The sequence below is a fragment of the Vibrio hepatarius genome, from assembly GCF_043642085.1.
Classification (GTDB): domain Bacteria; phylum Pseudomonadota; class Gammaproteobacteria; order Enterobacterales; family Vibrionaceae; genus Vibrio; species Vibrio hepatarius_C.
On sequence record NZ_JBHZSA010000020.1, the window covers coordinates 1 to 18,660 of the forward strand.

15 protein-coding genes are annotated in these 18,660 nt (G+C 45.9%); 13 read left to right on the forward strand and 2 right to left on the reverse strand.

Annotated elements, in window-relative coordinates; all coding sequences use genetic code 11:
* From ACHUFZ_RS20215 to rpoC, 9 genes are all read left to right on the forward strand, one after another.
* On the forward strand, window positions 1-76 hold a 76-nt coding region (locus ACHUFZ_RS20215; protein WP_446557682.1), incomplete at its 5' end, for an EF-Tu C-terminal domain-related protein.
* A 276-nt stretch (window positions 77-352) separates the two neighbouring features.
* Complete coding sequence (secE, locus tag ACHUFZ_RS20220) at window positions 353-733, forward strand: preprotein translocase subunit SecE (protein ID WP_004415886.1); 381 nt, start codon at window positions 353-355, stop codon at window positions 731-733.
* 13 nt (window positions 734-746) lie between these two features.
* A complete protein-coding gene (gene nusG, locus ACHUFZ_RS20225; protein WP_004415884.1) occupies window positions 747-1,295 on the forward strand; it encodes a transcription termination/antitermination protein NusG in 549 nt (182 codons plus the stop codon).
* Between the two features lie 160 nt (window positions 1,296-1,455).
* On the forward strand, window positions 1,456-1,884 hold the full coding sequence (gene rplK, locus ACHUFZ_RS20230; protein ID WP_394128565.1) for a 50S ribosomal protein L11: 429 nt from the start codon (window positions 1,456-1,458) through the stop codon (window positions 1,882-1,884).
* Window positions 1,885-1,888: 4 nt separating this feature from the next.
* Window positions 1,889-2,590, forward strand: coding sequence for a 50S ribosomal protein L1 (gene rplA / locus ACHUFZ_RS20235; protein ID WP_134837058.1), 702 nt, complete (start codon window positions 1,889-1,891; stop codon window positions 2,588-2,590).
* A gap of 303 nt (window positions 2,591-2,893) precedes the next feature.
* Window positions 2,894-3,388, forward strand: coding sequence for a 50S ribosomal protein L10 (gene rplJ / locus ACHUFZ_RS20240; RefSeq protein WP_004415880.1), 495 nt, complete (start codon window positions 2,894-2,896; stop codon window positions 3,386-3,388).
* A 57-nt stretch (window positions 3,389-3,445) separates the two neighbouring features.
* Window positions 3,446-3,814 (forward strand): 50S ribosomal protein L7/L12, encoded by a 369-nt coding sequence (gene rplL / locus ACHUFZ_RS20245; RefSeq protein WP_394128566.1) that lies wholly within the window; start codon window positions 3,446-3,448, stop codon window positions 3,812-3,814.
* A gap of 233 nt (window positions 3,815-4,047) precedes the next feature.
* Window positions 4,048-8,076, forward strand: a complete 4,029-nt coding sequence (gene rpoB, locus ACHUFZ_RS20250) for a DNA-directed RNA polymerase subunit beta (protein ID WP_394128567.1) — start codon at window positions 4,048-4,050, stop codon at window positions 8,074-8,076.
* A gap of 87 nt (window positions 8,077-8,163) precedes the next feature.
* Window positions 8,164-12,369, forward strand: a complete 4,206-nt coding sequence (rpoC, locus tag ACHUFZ_RS20255) for a DNA-directed RNA polymerase subunit beta' (protein WP_394128568.1) — start codon at window positions 8,164-8,166, stop codon at window positions 12,367-12,369.
* 388 nt (window positions 12,370-12,757) lie between these two features.
* Here the strand turns inward: rpoC and rsd are convergent, their stop codons facing one another.
* Window positions 12,758-13,252, reverse strand: coding sequence for a sigma D regulator (gene rsd, locus ACHUFZ_RS20260; RefSeq protein WP_394128569.1), 495 nt, complete (start codon window positions 13,250-13,252; stop codon window positions 12,758-12,760).
* Window positions 13,253-13,430: 178 nt separating this feature from the next.
* Between rsd and nudC the strand changes: the two genes are divergently transcribed.
* The 4 genes from nudC to ACHUFZ_RS20280 all read left to right on the forward strand — a co-directional run bounded on the left by nudC (window position 13,431) and on the right by ACHUFZ_RS20280 (window position 17,338).
* Entirely contained in the window at window positions 13,431-14,204 is a 774-nt protein-coding gene (gene nudC, locus ACHUFZ_RS20265; RefSeq protein ID WP_394128570.1) for an NAD(+) diphosphatase, read from the forward strand.
* Window positions 14,205-14,473: 269 nt separating this feature from the next.
* Window positions 14,474-15,541 (forward strand): uroporphyrinogen decarboxylase, encoded by a 1,068-nt coding sequence (gene hemE, locus ACHUFZ_RS20270; RefSeq protein ID WP_394128571.1) that lies wholly within the window; start codon window positions 14,474-14,476, stop codon window positions 15,539-15,541.
* A gap of 104 nt (window positions 15,542-15,645) precedes the next feature.
* The gene (locus ACHUFZ_RS20275; protein ID WP_134837064.1) at window positions 15,646-16,281 is read left to right on the forward strand and encodes a TetR/AcrR family transcriptional regulator; all 636 of its coding nucleotides are present in this window, start codon (window positions 15,646-15,648) and stop codon (window positions 16,279-16,281) included.
* 91 nt (window positions 16,282-16,372) lie between these two features.
* Complete coding sequence (locus ACHUFZ_RS20280) at window positions 16,373-17,338, forward strand: DHHA1 domain-containing protein (RefSeq protein ID WP_394128572.1); 966 nt, start codon at window positions 16,373-16,375, stop codon at window positions 17,336-17,338.
* Between the two features lie 56 nt (window positions 17,339-17,394).
* Here the strand turns inward: ACHUFZ_RS20280 and ACHUFZ_RS20285 are convergent, their stop codons facing one another.
* On the reverse strand, window positions 17,395-18,531 hold the full coding sequence (locus tag ACHUFZ_RS20285) for a murein hydrolase activator EnvC family protein (RefSeq protein WP_394128573.1): 1,137 nt from the start codon (window positions 18,529-18,531) through the stop codon (window positions 17,395-17,397).
* Window positions 18,532-18,660 lie beyond the last annotated feature (129 nt).

Consider the following 18,660-nt stretch of genomic DNA (forward strand, 5'->3'; position numbering starts at 1 on the left):
TGAAGGCCTACGTTTCGCTATCCGTGAAGGTGGCCGTACAGTAGGTGCTGGTGTTGTTGCTAAGATCTTCGACTAATTCTTACGAATTAGCTAAAGACTTCGGAAAATCTATTAATTAGATTTGACGAACCAGTAGCAAAAAGGGCATCATTTGATGCCCTTTTTCTGCACTAAATAAAATGCCTGTTGGTTTCTTATCCAAATAGGTGTTTTGCAGGAATTTTTTGGTCGAGGTGTTGCGTCTCGATCAATAAAAAGAGTACGTCAATTTATTAAGATTGTCGTTTCATGGATTTGCCCTGCAACAGCGGGGTTGTTGTCGTCTATATTAAGACTTAGACAGGTTGGTTTTATGAAAGCAAATAATGCTGAAACTCCTGAGAGCTCAAATGGCGCAGATATCTTTAAGTGGATTGTCACTTTTGCTCTGTTAGCTGCCGCTGTTGTGGGTAATTACCTGTACGGTGAGATGTCTGTAGTTATTCGCGCTGCAGGTGTTGTTGTACTAATCGCTGCGGCACTTGGTGTTGCTGCTACAACAACTAAAGGTAAAGCTGCGATCGAGTTTGCAAAAGAATCTCGTATGGAAGTACGTAAAGTTGTTTGGCCTACACGCCAAGAAACTATGCAAACAACACTGATCGTTTTAGCTGTAAGTATTGTAATGGCTCTAGTGCTATGGGGTATTGACGGCATTATGGTTCGTCTTGTAGCTCTAGCAACTGGGGTATAGAGGGTTTTAATTCATGAGTGAAGCTCCAAAAAAACGCTGGTATGTGGTTCAAGCCTTCTCTGGATTTGAAGGCCGTGTAGCCCAATCTCTTCGCGAGCATATCAAAATGCACAGCATGGAAGAGCTGTTTGGTGAAGTACTAGTTCCTACTGAAGAAGTAGTTGAAATGCGCGCTGGTCAGCGTCGTAAATCTGAACGCAAGTTCTTCCCTGGTTACGTCCTTGTTCAGATGATCATGAACGATGAATCATGGCACTTAGTACGCAGTGTGCCGCGTGTCATGGGCTTCATTGGTGGTACCTCTGATCGTCCAGCTCCTATCACTGATAAAGAAGCTGATGCGATTCTTAACCGTCTAGAGAAAGCAAGTGAAGCTCCTCGTCCACGTACTATGTACGAAGCGGGTGAAGTTGTACGTGTTACTGACGGTCCATTCGCAGACTTCAACGGTACTGTTGAAGAAGTGGATTATGACAAGAGCCGCGTAAAAGTGTCTGTATCGATCTTTGGTCGTGCGACACCAGTTGAGCTTGAGTTTGGTCAGGTTGAAAAACTTGATTAAAAAAACACCTTAACAGGGTTGTTTAGGGCGCGAATTATGACTATAATTTCGCGCCTTATTATTTTGGCTGAAGCGAAAGTGACAGCTGAAGTAAAAAGTATTTATATCAACGGGGAGCTGATCAGCCGATTAGCGTTTGTACCCAAAATTAGGAATAATCATGGCTAAGAAAGTTGAAGCTTACATCAAGCTACAAGTTGCTGCTGGTATGGCAAACCCAAGTCCACCAGTTGGTCCTGCACTAGGTCAACACGGTGTTAACATCATGGAATTCTGTAAAGCGTTCAACGCAAGAACAGAATCTCTAGAGAAAGGTCTGCCAACACCAGTTGTTATCACAGTATACAACGACCGTTCTTTCACGTTCGTAACTAAGACTCCACCTGCTGCTGTTCTTCTTAAGAAAGCTGCTGGCGTTAAGTCTGGTTCTGGTCGTCCAAACACTGAAAAAGTGGGTACTGTAACTGACGCTCAAATCCAAGAAATCGCAGAAGCTAAAGCTGCTGATATGACTGGTGCTGACATCGAAGCAATGAAGCGTTCAATCGCTGGTACTGCTCGTTCAATGGGCCTAGTGGTAGAGGGTTAATAAGATGGCTAAACTAACTAAGCGCATGCGCGTAATCCGCGAAAAAGTTGACGTAACTAAAGAATACGAAATCAACGAAGCTGTTGCTCTTCTTCAAGAACTAGCTACTGCTAAATTTGTTGAGTCTGTAGACGTTGCTGTTAACCTAGGCATCGATGCTCGTAAATCTGACCAGAACGTACGTGGTGCAACTGTACTACCTCACGGTACTGGCCGCGAAATCCGCGTTGCAGTGTTCACTCAAGGTGCAAACGCTGAAGCAGCTAAAGAAGCTGGCGCAGACATCGTTGGTATGGAAGATCTTGCTGAGCAAGTGAAGAAAGGCGAAATGAACTTTGACGTAGTTGTTGCTTCTCCAGATGCAATGCGCGTTGTAGGTCAACTAGGTACTATCCTAGGCCCTCGCGGTCTAATGCCAAACCCTAAAGTTGGTACTGTAACTCCTAACGTTGCTGAAGCTGTTAAGAACGCTAAAGCTGGTCAGGTTCGTTACCGTAACGACAAGAACGGCATCATCCACACTACTATCGGTAAAGCAAACTTCTCTGCAGAGCAGATCAAAGAGAACCTAGAAGCTCTTCTAGTTGCTCTGAAGAAAGCTAAACCGTCTTCTGCTAAGGGTACATTCCTTCAGAAGGTAAGCATCTCTACTACTATGGGTGCTGGTGTTGCTGTTGATCAGGGTAGCCTGAACACAGTTGCGTAATTAATTTTACGACACACTTATTTACTTAGGCGCAGAGTTTATGTATAATTTTGCGCCTAATATTTGTGGTTGGGGCTGAACTTTGGTTCATTAAATTCGCAAGAATTTAGTCTGAATTATGACCCAGTCTCCGTCCAAGACCGTAGGTGTTTGCTTTTGTAAACTTAATTTTCCTACGTAGATGGTGCCCGAACTGACAGAAAGCTCTATGCAAATAGTTACTTTCTTCTGGGAAGCACCTAAATAACTCTCACTGTCGTGATGATAGTGAGTGGTGTAACGACAACCAGGAGTAAATCCAAGATGGCTTTAAACCTTCAAGACAAAAAAGCAATTGTTGCTGAAGTCAACGAAGCTGCCAGTGGTGCACTTTCTGCAGTTGTAGCTGATTCTCGTGGCGTTGAAGTTGGTGCTATGACTTCACTACGTAAACAAGCTCGTGAAGCTGGTGTTTATGTACGTGTTGTTCGTAACACGCTTATGCGTCGTGCGGTTGAAGGTACTGACTACGAGTGTCTAACTGACACTTTCACTGGTCCTACTCTAATCGCATTCTCTAACGAGCACCCAGGTGCTGCAGCGCGTCTTTTCAAAGACTTCGCTAAAGAGAACAAAGACTTCGAGATCAAAGCTGCTGCATTTGAAGGCGCGCTAACTGACGCTGAAGTACTAGCGACACTACCAACTTACGACGAAGCTATCGCACGCCTAATGATGTGCATGAAAGAAGCTTCTGCAGGCAAGCTGGTACGTACTATCGCTGCACTACGCGACCAAAAAGAAGAAGCTGCGGCTTAAGCCTTGCTTTTCACTGGTTGCTATTTAAACTTATTGTTGATTTAAAAGAGAATTGTTATGTCTATCACTAACGAGCAAATCCTAGACGCAGTTGCAGAAATGTCTGTAATGCAAGTTGTTGAACTAATCGAAGCAATGGAAGAGAAATTCGGTGTTTCTGCTGCTGCTGCTGTTGTAGCTGGCGGCGCTGCTGCAGGCGAAGCTGCTGCTGAGCAAACTGAATTCGACGTAATCCTAGAATCTGCTGGCGGCAACAAAGTTGCTGTAATCAAAGCAGTACGTGGCGCAACTGGCCTAGGCCTTAAAGAAGCTAAGGGTCTAGTAGACTCAGCTCCTGCTGCACTAAAAGAAGGCATCGAGAAAGATGAAGCTGAAGCTCTTAAAGCTCAGCTAGAAGAAGCTGGCGCAACTGTTGTTGTTAAGTAATTATTACTTAAGCTTCTTAGCCTAACGGCTAATGGCTGGTGGTTTTATAACCACCGGCCTTTTTGCGCTGTAGGGGTTGGGTGATTTTTCCGCTGTTTGAGCACCCAAGTTCCTAGCAAAAAACATGTCATTATCTCTTAATGGTATGTCACTACTATCAAACAGATTTTCAGTCACTGTCTCATAACTATTGGAGACAGTTTGGGTCACTTATCAGCGAGCTGAGGAACCCCATGGTTTACTCTTATACCGAGAAAAAGCGCATCCGTAAGGACTTTGGTACTCGTCCACAAGTTTTGGACATTCCATACCTGCTATCGATCCAGCTCGATTCGTTCGAAAAATTCATCGAACAGGATCCTGAGGGTCAATACGGTCTTGAAGCTGCTTTCCGTTCTGTATTCCCGATTCAGAGCTACAACGGCAACTCTGAGCTGCAATACGTTAGCTACCGTCTTGGTGAGCCAGTATTTGATGTTAAAGAATGTCAAATTCGCGGCGTAACGTACTCAAAGCCACTACGCGTTAAACTGCGCCTAGTTATTTTTGATAGAGACGCGCCGGCAGGCACCGTAAAAGATATCAAAGAACAAGAAGTCTACATGGGCGAAATTCCGCTTATGACAGACAATGGTACTTTTGTAATTAATGGTACCGAGAGGGTTATCGTATCCCAGCTGCACAGAAGCCCTGGCGTATTCTTCGACAGCGATAAGGGTAAGACCCACTCATCAGGTAAAGTTCTTTATAACGCACGTGTTATTCCTTACCGTGGTTCATGGCTTGATTTCGAGTTTGATCCTAAGGATAACCTATACGTACGTATCGACCGCCGTCGTAAGCTACCAGCATCTATCATTCTTCGCGCATTAGGTAAGACGACAGAAGAGATTCTGGACATCTTCTTTGAGAAGGTGAACTTCGAAGTTAAAGATCAAACTCTACTTATGGAGCTTGTTCCTGATCGTCTACGTGGTGAAACTGCGTCATTCGATATCGAAGCAAACGGCAAAGTTTACGTTGAAACAGGTCGTCGTGTAACTGCACGCCACATCCGTCAACTTGAAAAAGATGGCGTTGAGCATATCGAAGTACCAGTTGAGTACATCGTAGGCAAAGTTGCATCGAAAGATTACATCAACGAAGCGACTGGCGAGATCATTGTTGGTGCAAACCAAGAGATCAGCCTTGAAGCACTAGCTAACCTTTCTCAGGCAGGCCACAAAGCTCTACAGACGTTATTCACTAACGATCTAGACCACGGTCCGTTCATGTCAGAAACACTACGTATCGACAGCACTGTTGATCGTATTTCTGCACTGGTAGAAATCTACCGCATGATGCGCCCGGGCGAGCCGCCAACGAAAGAAGCTGCTGAAGCACTATTCGAAAGCCTATTCTTCTCTGAAGAGCGTTACGATCTATCGACTGTTGGTCGTATGAAGTTCAACAGCTCTATCGAACGTGAAGATGCTCAAGAGCAAGGCACACTTGACGAAACTGATATCGTTGAAGTGATGAAGAAGCTTATCGCTATCCGTAACGGCATCGGTGAAGTGGACGATATCGACCACCTAGGTAACCGTCGTATCCGTTCTGTTGGTGAAATGGCAGAAAACCAATTCCGCGTTGGTCTAGTACGTGTTGAACGTGCTGTTAAAGAACGTCTAAGCCTTGGTGACCTTGATGCAATCATGCCTCAAGATCTTATCAACGCTAAGCCGATCTCTGCTGCGGTTAAAGAATTCTTTGGCTCTTCACAGCTTTCACAGTTCATGGACCAAAACAACCCGTTATCAGAAGTAACGCACAAGCGTCGTATTTCTGCATTGGGTCCTGGCGGTCTAACTCGTGAACGCGCTGGCTTCGAAGTTCGAGACGTACACGTAACTCACTACGGCCGTCTATGTCCTATCGAAACGCCGGAAGGTCCAAACATCGGTCTGATCAACTCTCTATCTGCATTTGCACGTTGTAACGAGTACGGTTTCCTAGAGACTCCATACCGTCGTGTTGTAGATGGCGTAGTAACAGACGAAGTAGATTACCTATCTGCTATTCAGGAAGGTCAGTACGTTATCGCTCAGGCGAACACTGTTCTTACTGAAGAAGGTACATTCTCTGAAGAGCTAATCACTGCTCGTCAGAAAGGTGAATCTGGCCTACACCCACGCGAACATGTTGACTACATGGACGTTGCAACTAACCAGGTTGTATCTATCGCTGCATCGCTTATCCCGTTCCTAGAACACGATGATGCGAACCGTGCATTGATGGGTGCCAACATGCAACGTCAGGCAGTTCCAACACTTAAGGCTGATAAGCCTCTAGTTGGTACTGGTATCGAGCGTAACATCGCAGTTGACTCTGGTGTTACAGCGGTAGCGAAACGTGGTGGTGTAATCCAGTCTGTAGATGCTTCTCGTATCGTTGTTAAAGTTAACGAAGACGAGCTGATCCCTGGTGAAGCGGGTATCGATATCTACAACCTAACTAAATACACTCGTTCGAACCAAAACACGTGTATCAACCAGCGTCCATGTGTGATGCCGGGCGAACCAGTAGCGCGTGGCGACGTTCTTGCTGATGGTCCTTCAACAGACCTTGGTGAGCTAGCGCTTGGTCAGAACATGCGTATCGCATTCATGCCTTGGAACGGTTACAACTTCGAAGACTCGATCTTGGTATCTGAGCGCGTAGTTCAAGAAGACCGTTTCACTACGATCCACATTCAAGAGCTATCTTGTGTGGCACGTGATACTAAGCTTGGTGCTGAAGAAATCACAGCTGACATTCCAAACGTAGGTGAGTCTGCTCTGTCTAAACTAGACGAGTCAGGTATCGTTTACATCGGTGCGGAAGTGAAAGGCGGTGACATCCTTGTAGGTAAAGTAACGCCTAAAGGTGAAACTCAGCTAACTCCTGAAGAGAAGCTACTACGTGCTATCTTCGGTGAGAAAGCGTCAGACGTTAAAGATACGTCTCTACGCGTACCAAACTCAGTTTCAGGTACGATCATCGACGTTCAAGTATTTACTCGTGACGGTGTTGAAAAAGACAAACGTGCACTTGAAATTGAACAGATGCAGCTGAAAGAAGCGAAGAAAGACCTAACTGAAGAATTCCAGATTCTTGAGGGTGGCCTTCTAAACCGCGTTAAAGCTGTACTAATCGACGGTGGTTACACTGAAGCGAAGCTAGACTCTATCGATCGTAAGAAATGGCTAGAGCTAACGCTTGAAGATGATGCGCAACAGTCACAGCTTGAGCAACTTGCTGAGCAGTGGGACGAGCTAAAAGCTGACTTCGATAAGAAGTTTGAAACTAAGCGTCGTAAGATCACACAAGGTGATGATCTAGCACCTGGCGTACTGAAGATCGTTAAGGTTTACCTAGCGGTTAAACGTCGTATCCAGCCTGGTGATAAGATGGCGGGTCGTCACGGTAACAAGGGTGTAATCTCTAAGATCAACCCTGTTGAAGACATGCCTTACGATGAGAAAGGTCAGCCGGTTGACATCGTACTAAACCCACTGGGTGTACCATCGCGTATGAACATCGGTCAGATCCTAGAAGTACACTTAGGTCTGGCAGCGAAAGGCATCGGTGACAAGATCAACCAGATGGTGAAAGAGCAGCAAGAGCTAGCTAAGTTCCGTGACTTCCTACAGAAGGTTTACGATCTTGGTGAAACTCGTCAGAAAGTAGACATTGCGTCTCTATCTGATGATGAAGTTCGTACGCTGATCAAGAACCTACGTGGTGGTCTACCGATCGCAACTCCAGTATTTGACGGTGCGAATGAATCTTCAATCAAAGAGCTTCTAAAACTAGGTGACCTACCAGAATCTGGTCAGCTAACGCTGTTTGATGGTCGCACAGGTGATGCGTTTGAGCGTCCTGTAACTGTTGGTTACATGTACATGCTGAAACTGAACCACCTTGTTGATGACAAGATGCACGCTCGTTCAACTGGTTCGTACAGCCTAGTAACTCAGCAACCACTTGGTGGTAAAGCTCAGTTCGGTGGTCAGCGTTTCGGTGAGATGGAAGTATGGGCACTAGAAGCATACGGTGCTGCTTACACGCTTCAAGAAATGCTAACAGTTAAGTCGGATGACGTTAACGGCCGTACTAAGATGTATAAGAACATCGTAGATGGCAACCACAGCATGGAGCCTGGCATGCCAGAATCGTTCAACGTACTGTTGAAAGAGATCCGCTCGCTAGGTATCAACATCGAGCTAGAAGACGAAGAGTAATCCTTTCTCTTTAGAGAATACGATTATTTGGTAGAAGGTGCTCACTTTTGCGGGTGAGCTCCTTTTAACTCCTTACAGGAGCTGATTGTGAAAGACTTATTAAACTTTCTAAAAGCGCAGCATAAGACCGAAGAATTTGATGCAATCAAAATCGGTCTATCTTCACCAGACATGATCCGTTCATGGTCTTTCGGTGAAGTTAAGAAACCAGAAACGATCAACTATCGTACGTTCAAGCCTGAGCGTGATGGTCTGTTCTGTGCGCGTATCTTTGGTCCAGTAAAAGACTACGAATGTCTTTGTGGCAAATATAAGCGTCTAAAACACCGTGGCGTTATCTGTGAGAAGTGTGGCGTTGAAGTTACACAAACTAAAGTTCGTCGTGACCGTATGGGCCACATCGAGCTAGCTTCACCAGTTGCTCACATCTGGTTCCTAAAATCACTACCGTCTCGTATCGGTCTACTAATGGATATCCCTCTACGTGATATCGAACGTGTTCTTTACTTCGAAATGTACGTAGTAACTGAACCAGGTATGACTGATCTAGAAAAATCTCAGATGCTTACTGAAGAAGAGTATCTGGATCGTCTAGAAGAGTGGGGTGATGAGTTCACGGCTAAGATGGGTGCAGAAGCGATCAAAGACCTACTGGGTTCTATGGATCTGCCTGCTGAAATCGAAGAGATGCGTGAAGAGCTTCAGTCTACTAACTCAGAGACTAAGCGTAAGAAGATCACTAAGCGTCTTAAACTAGTTGAAGCATTCGTTCAATCTGGTAACAACCCAGAGTGGATGATCCTAACTGTGCTTCCGGTACTTCCGCCAGATCTACGTCCTCTAGTACCACTAGACGGCGGTCGCTTCGCGACTTCTGATCTGAACGACCTATACCGTCGCGTAATCAACCGAAACAACCGTTTGAAGCGTCTTCTAGAGCTAGCTGCTCCGGACATCATCGTACGTAACGAAAAACGTATGCTGCAAGAGTCTGTTGATGCACTTCTAGATAACGGTCGTCGCGGTCGTGCGATCACAGGTTCGAACAAGCGTCCACTGAAATCTCTTGCTGATATGATCAAGGGTAAACAAGGTCGTTTCCGTCAGAACCTTCTAGGTAAGCGTGTAGACTACTCTGGCCGTTCTGTAATCACAGTAGGTCCATACCTTCGTCTGCACCAGTGTGGTCTTCCTAAGAAGATGGCACTTGAGCTATTCAAACCATTCATCTACAGCAAGCTAGAGACTCGTGGTCTTGCGACTACAATCAAAGCTGCTAAGAAGATGGTAGAGCGCGAAGAAGCGATCGTTTGGGATATCCTAGACGAAGTAATCCGCGAACACCCAGTACTATTGAACCGTGCACCTACACTTCACCGTCTAGGTATCCAGGCGTTCGAACCAGTACTAATCGAAGGTAAAGCGATTCAGCTTCACCCACTAGTGTGTGCGGCATACAACGCCGACTTCGATGGTGACCAAATGGCGGTTCACGTGCCTCTAACTCTAGAAGCACAGCTTGAAGCTCGTACTCTGATGATGTCGACAAACAACATTCTGTCGCCAGCGTCAGGTGATCCGATCATCGTACCTTCTCAGGACGTTGTATTGGGTCTTTACTACATGACTCGTGACAAGATCAACGTGAAAGGCGAAGGTATGTACCTTGCTAGCCCAGCTGAGGCTGAGAAGGCATACCGCACTAAGACTGCTGAGTTACACGCTCGCGTTAAAGTTCGTATCACTGAGACTGTTAAAGACGAAGATGGTAATAGCACTACTGAGACTAAGATGGTTGATACAACTATCGGTCGTGCAATGCTATGGCAAATCGTACCGGAAGGTCTACCGTACAGCATCGTTAACCAAAAGTTAGGTAAGAAGCAAATCTCTAACCTACTTAACGAAGCGTACCGTAAGCTAGGTCTTAAAGACACGGTAATCTTTGCTGACCAAATCATGTACACAGGTTTCGCTTACGCGGCACTTTCTGGTGTATCTGTTGGTATCGACGACATGGTTGTACCTGCAGCTAAGTACACTGAGATCGAAGAAGCGGAAGCAGAAGTTCGCGAAATTCAAGAACAGTACCAATCTGGTCTTGTAACTGCGGGTGAGCGCTACAACAAAGTGATCGATATTTGGGCATCGACCAACGATCGCGTAGCGAAAGCGATGATGGAAAACCTTTCATCTGAAACGGTAGTAAACCGTGAAGGTGAAGAAGAGCAGCAAGAGTCGTTCAACAGCATCTACATGATGGCCGACTCGGGCGCACGTGGTTCTGCAGCTCAGATTCGTCAGCTAGCAGGTATGCGTGGTCTGATGGCACGTCCAGATGGTTCAATCATCGAAACGCCTATCACAGCGAACTTTAAAGAAGGTCTAAACGTACTTCAGTACTTTATCTCAACGCACGGTGCTCGTAAGGGTCTTGCGGATACGGCACTGAAAACAGCGAACTCGGGTTACCTAACTCGTCGTCTAGTAGACGTTGCTCAAGACGTTGTAGTACACGAACATGATTGTGGCACCCATGAAGGTGTTGACATGATGCCGCACATCGAAGGTGGTGACGTTAAAGTTGCACTTTCTGAGCTAGCTCTAGGTCGTGTAGTTGCTGAAGATGTTCTTAAGCCAGGTACTGAAGAAGTTCTGATCCCACGTAACACTCTAATTGATGAGAAGTGGTGTCAAATCATGGAAGAGAACTCAGTAGACAGCATGAAAGTGCGCTCTGTAGTTACCTGTGATGCGGACTTCGGTTGTTGTGCACAGTGTTACGGTCGTGACCTAGCTCGTGGCCACCTAGTGAACCAAGGTGAAGCAGTAGGCGTTATCGCTGCTCAGTCTATCGGTGAACCGGGTACACAGCTTACGATGCGTACGTTCCACATCGGTGGTGCGGCATCTACTGCAGCAGCAGAGAACAGCATCCAAGCTAAGACAACAGGTACAGTTAAGCTACACAACGCTAAGTATGTAACGAACAAAGATGGCAAGCTTGTTATCACTTCTCGTGCATCTGAACTAACTATCATTGATGAGTTTGGTCGTACGAAAGAGAAACACAAACTGCCTTACGGTTCTCTACTATCTAAAGGCGACAACGACTCAGTTGAAGCTGGTGATACAGTAGCTAACTGGGAAGCGCACACTATGCCAATCATCACTGAAGTGGCAGGTCGCATCCAATTCGTTGACATGATCGACGGTGTAACAGTTTCTCGCCAAACAGATGACCTAACAGGTCTATCTTCAAGCGAAGTAACTGAAGCAGCAGCTCGCCCAGCAGCAGGTAAAGATATGCGTCCAGCTATCAAACTTGTTGATGAGCAAGGTAACGACGTAATGATCCCTGGTACTGATATGCCAGCTCACTACTTCCTACCTGGTAAAGCTATCGTTAACATCGAAGACGGCGCTGAAGTAGGTGTGGGTGATACACTTTCACGTATCCCTCAGAAATCTGGCGGTAACAAAGATATCACCGGTGGTCTACCTCGCGTAGCTGACCTATTCGAAGCACGTAAGCCGAAAGAGCCTGCGATTCTTGCTGAGCACACAGGTACTGTGAGCTTCGGTAAAGAGACGAAAGGTAAACGTCGTCTAGTAATCACTCGTGACGGCGGCGACGCTTACGAAGAGATGATTCCTAAGCACCGTCAGCTTAACGTATTCGAAGGCGAGAAAGTTGAACGTGGTGATGTGATCGCAGATGGTCCAGAAACTCCGCATGACATTCTACGTCTACGTGGTATCCACGCTGTGACTCAATACATCGCGAACGAAGTTCAAGAAGTATACCGTCTCCAAGGCGTTAAGATTAACGATAAGCACATTGAAACTATCGTTCGTCAGATGCTACGTAAGTGTACAATCACACACGCTGGTGACTCTACAGAGTTCCTAGTGGGTGAGCAGGTTGAATACGCGAACGTTAAGATTGCTAACCGTCAGCTAGAAGCTGAAGGTAAAGAGCTTGTTCGCTTCGAACGTGACCTATTAGGTATCACTAAAGCGTCTCTAGCAACTGAATCGTTCATCTCTGCGGCATCGTTCCAGGAGACAACTCGCGTACTAACAGAAGCAGCAGTTTCTGGTAAGCGTGATGAGCTACGTGGTCTGAAAGAAAACGTAATTGTTGGTCGTCTAATCCCAGCAGGTACAGGTTTCGCTTACCACCAAGAGCGTCAAGCTAAGCGTGTAGAAGAGCAAGAAGGTCCTTCAGCTGAACAAGCGACTGACAACCTTGCAGCACTACTTAACGCAGGCTTCTCTGCAGACGAGTAATCGCTAGCTAAGAAATGATAAAAGGCACCTTCGGGTGCCTTTTTTGTTTTTGGCGAAAGGGAGTTTGTCATTTTGAGGATGATGATTTTAGGCATTGCTGGAAAGTGTTATTCGATAGAGTGACGAAGGAGCGAATAGGGAATCTCTGTTTGCTTTCGACTTGCTTTAAGAGCCCCCCAACTCGGTCGTCCCTTCCACCCTCCCTCTCGGGGATGACGGTATTAAAGCAAAGGTTAGCTTTTGACTCACGTTGAGCAATCCTAAGTTGATGACCGTTATAAAAACGCAAAAGGGTTGACGCATACACGTCAACCCTCAAGATTAAATCTCGCTTCTCGCTTCTCGCTTCTCGCTTCTCGCTTCTCGCTTCTCGCTTCTCGCTTCTCGCTTATGCGCCTGGCGGAATGGCTAAACTGTCGGCAATAAGCTGAATGAGGTTATCTTCTACCTCAAAACGCACTTCGAGTAGCTCACCCACTTTTGACATGTCCATTTCGAAACTCGGTAGCTCATCGTCTGCGCTCACCTTGACGTATTTGTCATTAAACTCAAGCAGAGGTTCGGTGGTTAGAACGATCTTGGCATAAGTGGCATCGATATCATCGTTGGTTTTAAAGCCGGTTGCTTGCCACTTTTCCATCACCATATCGTAGATCTTGAAGTGACCTTCGGAGATGTAGTCCACAACATGATCGCAGAATGAGCTGATCTCTTTTGGGGAAGGAAGTTCGACAACGTTCGCATGACCATTGACGGGTTGTAGGGAGCCTAGCTTACAATATTCAACGATAAGTGACTGACGGGTTTCAAGCCAGTGATCGATGACTTCACTGGAGCCACCCCATTGTTCTTGTGTCTGTTTGAATCTATTTAGCATGACCATATCCTCATGATCGGGTCACTTCTTGGGTGACCATTAAGCTTTGAGCTTAAAGCGTGTGCAGAGATACAAGCTCTTGTCCTTACTAGAATTTATAGTCTCAAAATTGATGGACTACAAACTCTGGTATGAATTTAGATTGCCAGTAAAATAGACGAACTGCAAGTGAAGAGGGGGTGGAATGTTAAATAAAAGTGACACAAACCGTACGCAAAATTGTTATTGGTGCGTTGTATCAGGAAGTGACGTTTGGTTGGTTGATAATGCGATTCCTTTCGCTAACGCACAGGACTTATCTCTGCCAACAAGCTCTGCAATAGAAATTGGTCGCTACAATAACGCGCCAGTATTGTGGCTTAATGCGGCTGATGTAGAGCAAGACATTGAGCTGATTTCTCTGCGAGAATGCCTTCATTTTCCTAAAGAGTTATTCCTTTTGCTTAGCAAAGCGGTGCAATACAGTCACATGACTCAGAGCATGCGTTTTTGCCCACTGTGTGGCGGCCGAAACCATCTCAATCACAATCAACTTGCGATGCAGTGCGGTGATTGCCGCACGCTGCATTATCCACGCATCTTTCCGTGTATCATTGTTGCAGTGCGCAAGCAGGGGCAAATATTATTGGCTCAACATCCCAGACATCGTAACGGTATGTATACCGTGATTGCGGGTTTTGTCGAAGTGGGTGAGACATTGGAGCAATGCGTTGCTCGTGAAGTCAAAGAAGAGACCGGGATAAACGTGAAAAATATCGAATATTTCGCCAGTCAGCCATGGGCGTTTCCCTCCAGCTTGATGATGGGGTTTGTTGCGGAATACCATTCGGGACAACTCAAACCGGATTATAGCGAGCTAAGCGATGCACGTTGGTTTGACTTTAACGCATTACCCGATGTGGCGCCTAAGGGAACAATTGCGCGGGAACTTATCGAGCATACTTGTGGTGAATTTTAATTATCTTGCTGAAAAATAAGCAAAAAAAACCCTCCAGAAGGAGGGGGTAAGTAAGATGTCGTTATGAGATGCCAAGCACTGAGTGCTCGGTTTATAATTGTAGTTTTCGCTAGCAAACAAATTTTTAACACTGTTACTGGGTGGGTGCAAATTAAGCATTGATTTAAAAGTTAATAACTTGATCTAGGTTGCAAAGCACACAGCTTTTGAGAGCCAAACAGTGTTAGAATAGCCGCAACAGAAACAAGCCTAATAATCGGAAAAACGGAATGACTGAATTAAAGAATGACCGCTATCTTCGTGCCTTGCTAAAAGAGCCAGTAGATTACACTCCAGTATGGATGATGCGTCAGGCAGGTCGATACCTTCCAGAATACAAAGCGACACGCGCAGAAGCGGGTGATTTCATGTCTTTGTGTAAGAATGCAGAACTTGCATCAGAAGTAACCCTTCAACCACTACGCCGTTTTCCTCTTGATGCCGCTATCCTATTCTCAGACATTCTGACCATCCCTGATGCAATGGGTCTAGAACTACGTTTTTCGGCGGGTGAAGGCCCTGTGTTTGATAAACCAATCACATGTAAGGCAGACGTAGAAAAAATTGGTCTGCCAGATCCTGAAGGTGAGCTTCAGTACGTGATGAATGCAGTTCGTCAGATCCGCAAAGACCTGAATGGTGATGTACCACTGATCGGTTTCTCTGGTAGTCCATGGACTCTAGCGACCTACATGGTTGAAGGTGGCAGCTCGAAAGCATTCACTAAGATCAAAAAGATGATGTACGCAGAGCCACAAACTCTACACCTGCTGCTTGATAAACTAGCAGACAGCGTGATCGAATACCTAAACGCACAGATTAAAGCGGGTGCTCAATCTGTAATGGTATTTGATACTTGGGGTGGCGTGCTTACTCCGCGTGACTACAACCTGTTCTCACTGCAGTACATGCACAAAATCGTGGATGGTCTAATCCGTGAAAACGATGGTCGTCGTGTTCCAGTAACACTATTTACTAAGAATGGCGGTATGTGGTTAGAGCAGATCGCTGCGACAGGCTGTGACGCCGTTGGTCTTGACTGGACAATCAACATTCAAGACGCTGTGAAGCGCGTGGGCGATAAAGTGGCACTGCAAGGTAATATGGACCCATCAATGCTTTACGCTTCTCCTGAGCGTATTCGTGAAGAAGTAGCGACTATCCTTGAAGGCTTTGGTGATGCAGGTACAGGCCATGTATTCAACCTTGGCCACGGTATCCACTTGGATGTGCCGCCGGAAAATGCGGGCGTATTTGTTGATGCGGTACACGAGTTATCTAAGCCGTACCACAAATAACTAAGAAACACATGAAAGCGTCTGGTCTAATCAGGCGCTTTTTTGTTATTGGTTAATATACTCAGTTATACTGTTTAGATTAATGGAATAGGGTTCGGGAAAGAATGAAAACACGCGATAAAATCGTGCTTGCAGCACTAGAGTTATTCAATGAGCACGGTGAGCGCAATATCACAACCAATCATATTGCGGCTCATATCGATATCAGCCCTGGTAACCTCTACTACCATTTCCGTAATAAGCAAGAGATAGTACGTGAGATCTTTGCGCTCTATTCAAACGAGTTACTAGAGCGTTTTACGCCCATTCAAGGCCAGCAAGAAAGTCTGGTGTTGTTAAAGCATTACCTAGACTCTATCTTTACCCTGATGTGGAAATATCGTTTCTTCTACGCCAATCTGCCTGAGATCTTACAGCGTGACGAGCAACTGCACGAAGAGTACATTCAAGTTCAAGAGAAGCTTCAAGCAAACCTAATCAACATTATGCGTGCGTTTGTCGACCTAGAGTTAGTCTCGGTAGAAGACAGTGAAATGAAGTCATTAGTGACGACTCTACACCTTATCGCCTCAAGCTGGTTAGGCTATCAAGCTGCCATGTCGCCACGAACTCAGATTACTGAGCAAGTGATTCATCAAGGCATGCTACAGATGATTTCAGTAGTGAAACCCAAAGCAACCGCGCAAGGTTTAGAACAACTGCAGTTATTGGAAGATGGGGTCAAAGCCATTCACGCCTAAACGGTGTGGATCCTAGTTATAACTAACTGAAATTGTTAAAGCATGCAGAACCCATTAGAGTATCGAGAGATATTTTAATGGGTTTTCTTTTATGCACTACGATGTTTTTAATGGTGACGCGGATGGCATTATCGCACTGCTTCAACTTAGGCTTGCACAACCAAAGTCGTCCACACTGGTCACTGGCGTCAAACGCGATATTCAGCTACTAGAGAAGCTGTCTGTCAGTGCTGAGGATTCGGTCACGGCACTTGATATCTCGATGGAGAAGAACAAAGCGGGCCTTGAAACGATATTGAGTGCAGGGGCTCAGGTTTTTTACGCCGATCATCATAAATCTGGTGATATTCCCCAGCATGAGAACTTAACCGCTCATATCGATTTGGATGCGAATACCTGTACTGCTTTAATTGTTGACGCGTTGCTTGCTGGGCGTTATCACTCTTGGGCGATTACCGCGGCATACGGTGATAACTTGATTGCCAAAGCGGATCAGTTAGCAACTAAAGCGGGGCTAAGTGAAGAGCAGCAAGCACAGCTAAAAGAGCTTGGTACCTTGATCAACTACAATGGCTACGGCTCAAGACTTGAAGACCTTCATTTTGACCCAGCGGTACTGTTTAAAGAGCTTTTGGCCTACGATGATCCTTTTGCTGTTATTGCTGATCAAGGCTCGCCTTTCCATACTCTTCAATTGGCCTATCAGCAAGATATGGACAAAGCGCTCGCAATAGAACCTCAATACCAAAGCGCAACCTTGGGGCTATTCGAGCTGCCTAATGAAGCTTCATCACGTCGTATAAGTGGTGTCTACGGCAATCTACTTGCCAATCAGTCACCAGACTCTGCTCACGCGGTATTAACCGAAAACAGTGATGGTACTTATACTGTTTCTCTACGTTCGCCACTGAATAATAAGCAGGGGGCAGGAGATATCTGTTCACAGTTCCCATCGGGCGGAGGTAGAGCCGCTGCGGCTGGAATTAACGCCCTGCCGAAAGAGCAGCTAACTGCTTTCATTGATGCGGTAGAAAAACACTACAGTATCGAGGCATAAAAATTAAGGCGTCTTTTCACGAGGAAAAGACGCCTTATTTGTATCTGCTCAGCTGATTATCGCGTTAACCAGCTTTTCGGGTTTTGCGTTTTACTGTTGCGGCGAATCTCAAAGTAGAGCGATGCTTGTGATTGTCCACCAGTGTCTCCGGCAAGAGCGATGGTCTCACCTTTTGCCACCTTATCGCCTTCCTTCTTCAATAGGCTCTGGTTGAAACCGTACAGAGTCATATCGCCTTTACCATGGTCAAGTAAGACCACTAAGCCATAGCCACGTAGGTAGTCGGCAAATACAACGGTTCCAGAATAGACCGCTTTGACTGATTGGCCATAATTCGCATCGATAACGACACCTTTCCAATTGATTTGGCCTGTTTGGCGAGAACCGTAGTTATGCAGTACCCGTCCTTTCACTGGCCAAGGAAGCTTACCTTTCTGGCGACTAATTCCGTCCATCGGCACCGCATTACGTTTCGCGGCCTTGGCAATTTCTGCCTTTAAGCGGGTCTCGTTGCGCTGCAGTTCAGATAGGTAGACTTTGTCGTTTGAGATGCTGTTACGAATTTTAGACACCGTCCCTTTGCGTTGAGACTGCGTCTTAGCTAACTGATCGCGTTTTTGAGTTTGTTGGCTCAATAAGCTAGTAAGCTGTTCTTTTTCTAATTTGAGCTGCTCTTGGCTGTCGTCTAGTTCTCTGACGGTTGCCTCAAGTTCACTGATGGTCTCGGCTCTCGCTTTAGCAAGGTGCTGAAAGTACTGACTAATACGGTCTTCTTCAACGCCTTGGTTGAGAATGTTCGATGAGCTTTTAGCTCGCTGGGTCACATAGTAGGTCTGAATCAGCTCTGCTAGCTTGTCGCTTTGCTGCTTTTTTTGATCCAGTAACTGGTCAACTTTTTTGTCCAAGTTGGCGATATTGGCATTGGTGGTTGCCAGCGAAGCTTTGGTCTCTTTGATTTCTCTTTCAAGACGGTTGATGGTCGTTTCTTGGTTTTTTAGCGACTTCTGTAAAGTGTCGAGCTTTTGTTGCTGACTGGACAGTGATTGCTTTTGACGTGAGATTTCACCGCTGACACCTTTGAGTTCAGCATTGCTTGCCGCATAGCTAGGGGAAAGTGAGTTGGCAGAAAGTATCAACCCGAGCGCAAACCAAGACTTGCGAGAGAGAAGTGTCCTTAATGGGGTGATTGCCATTGTTCAAATTTGTCCTAACTATTTGAGAGATAGCCAGTATACCCAAACCTTTTGATTGGAAGAAAGGAGAATGTCAAAAGTTGCTGGTGGTGATGAGAAAACAAAAAAGCCCAAGCAAGGAAGTGCTCG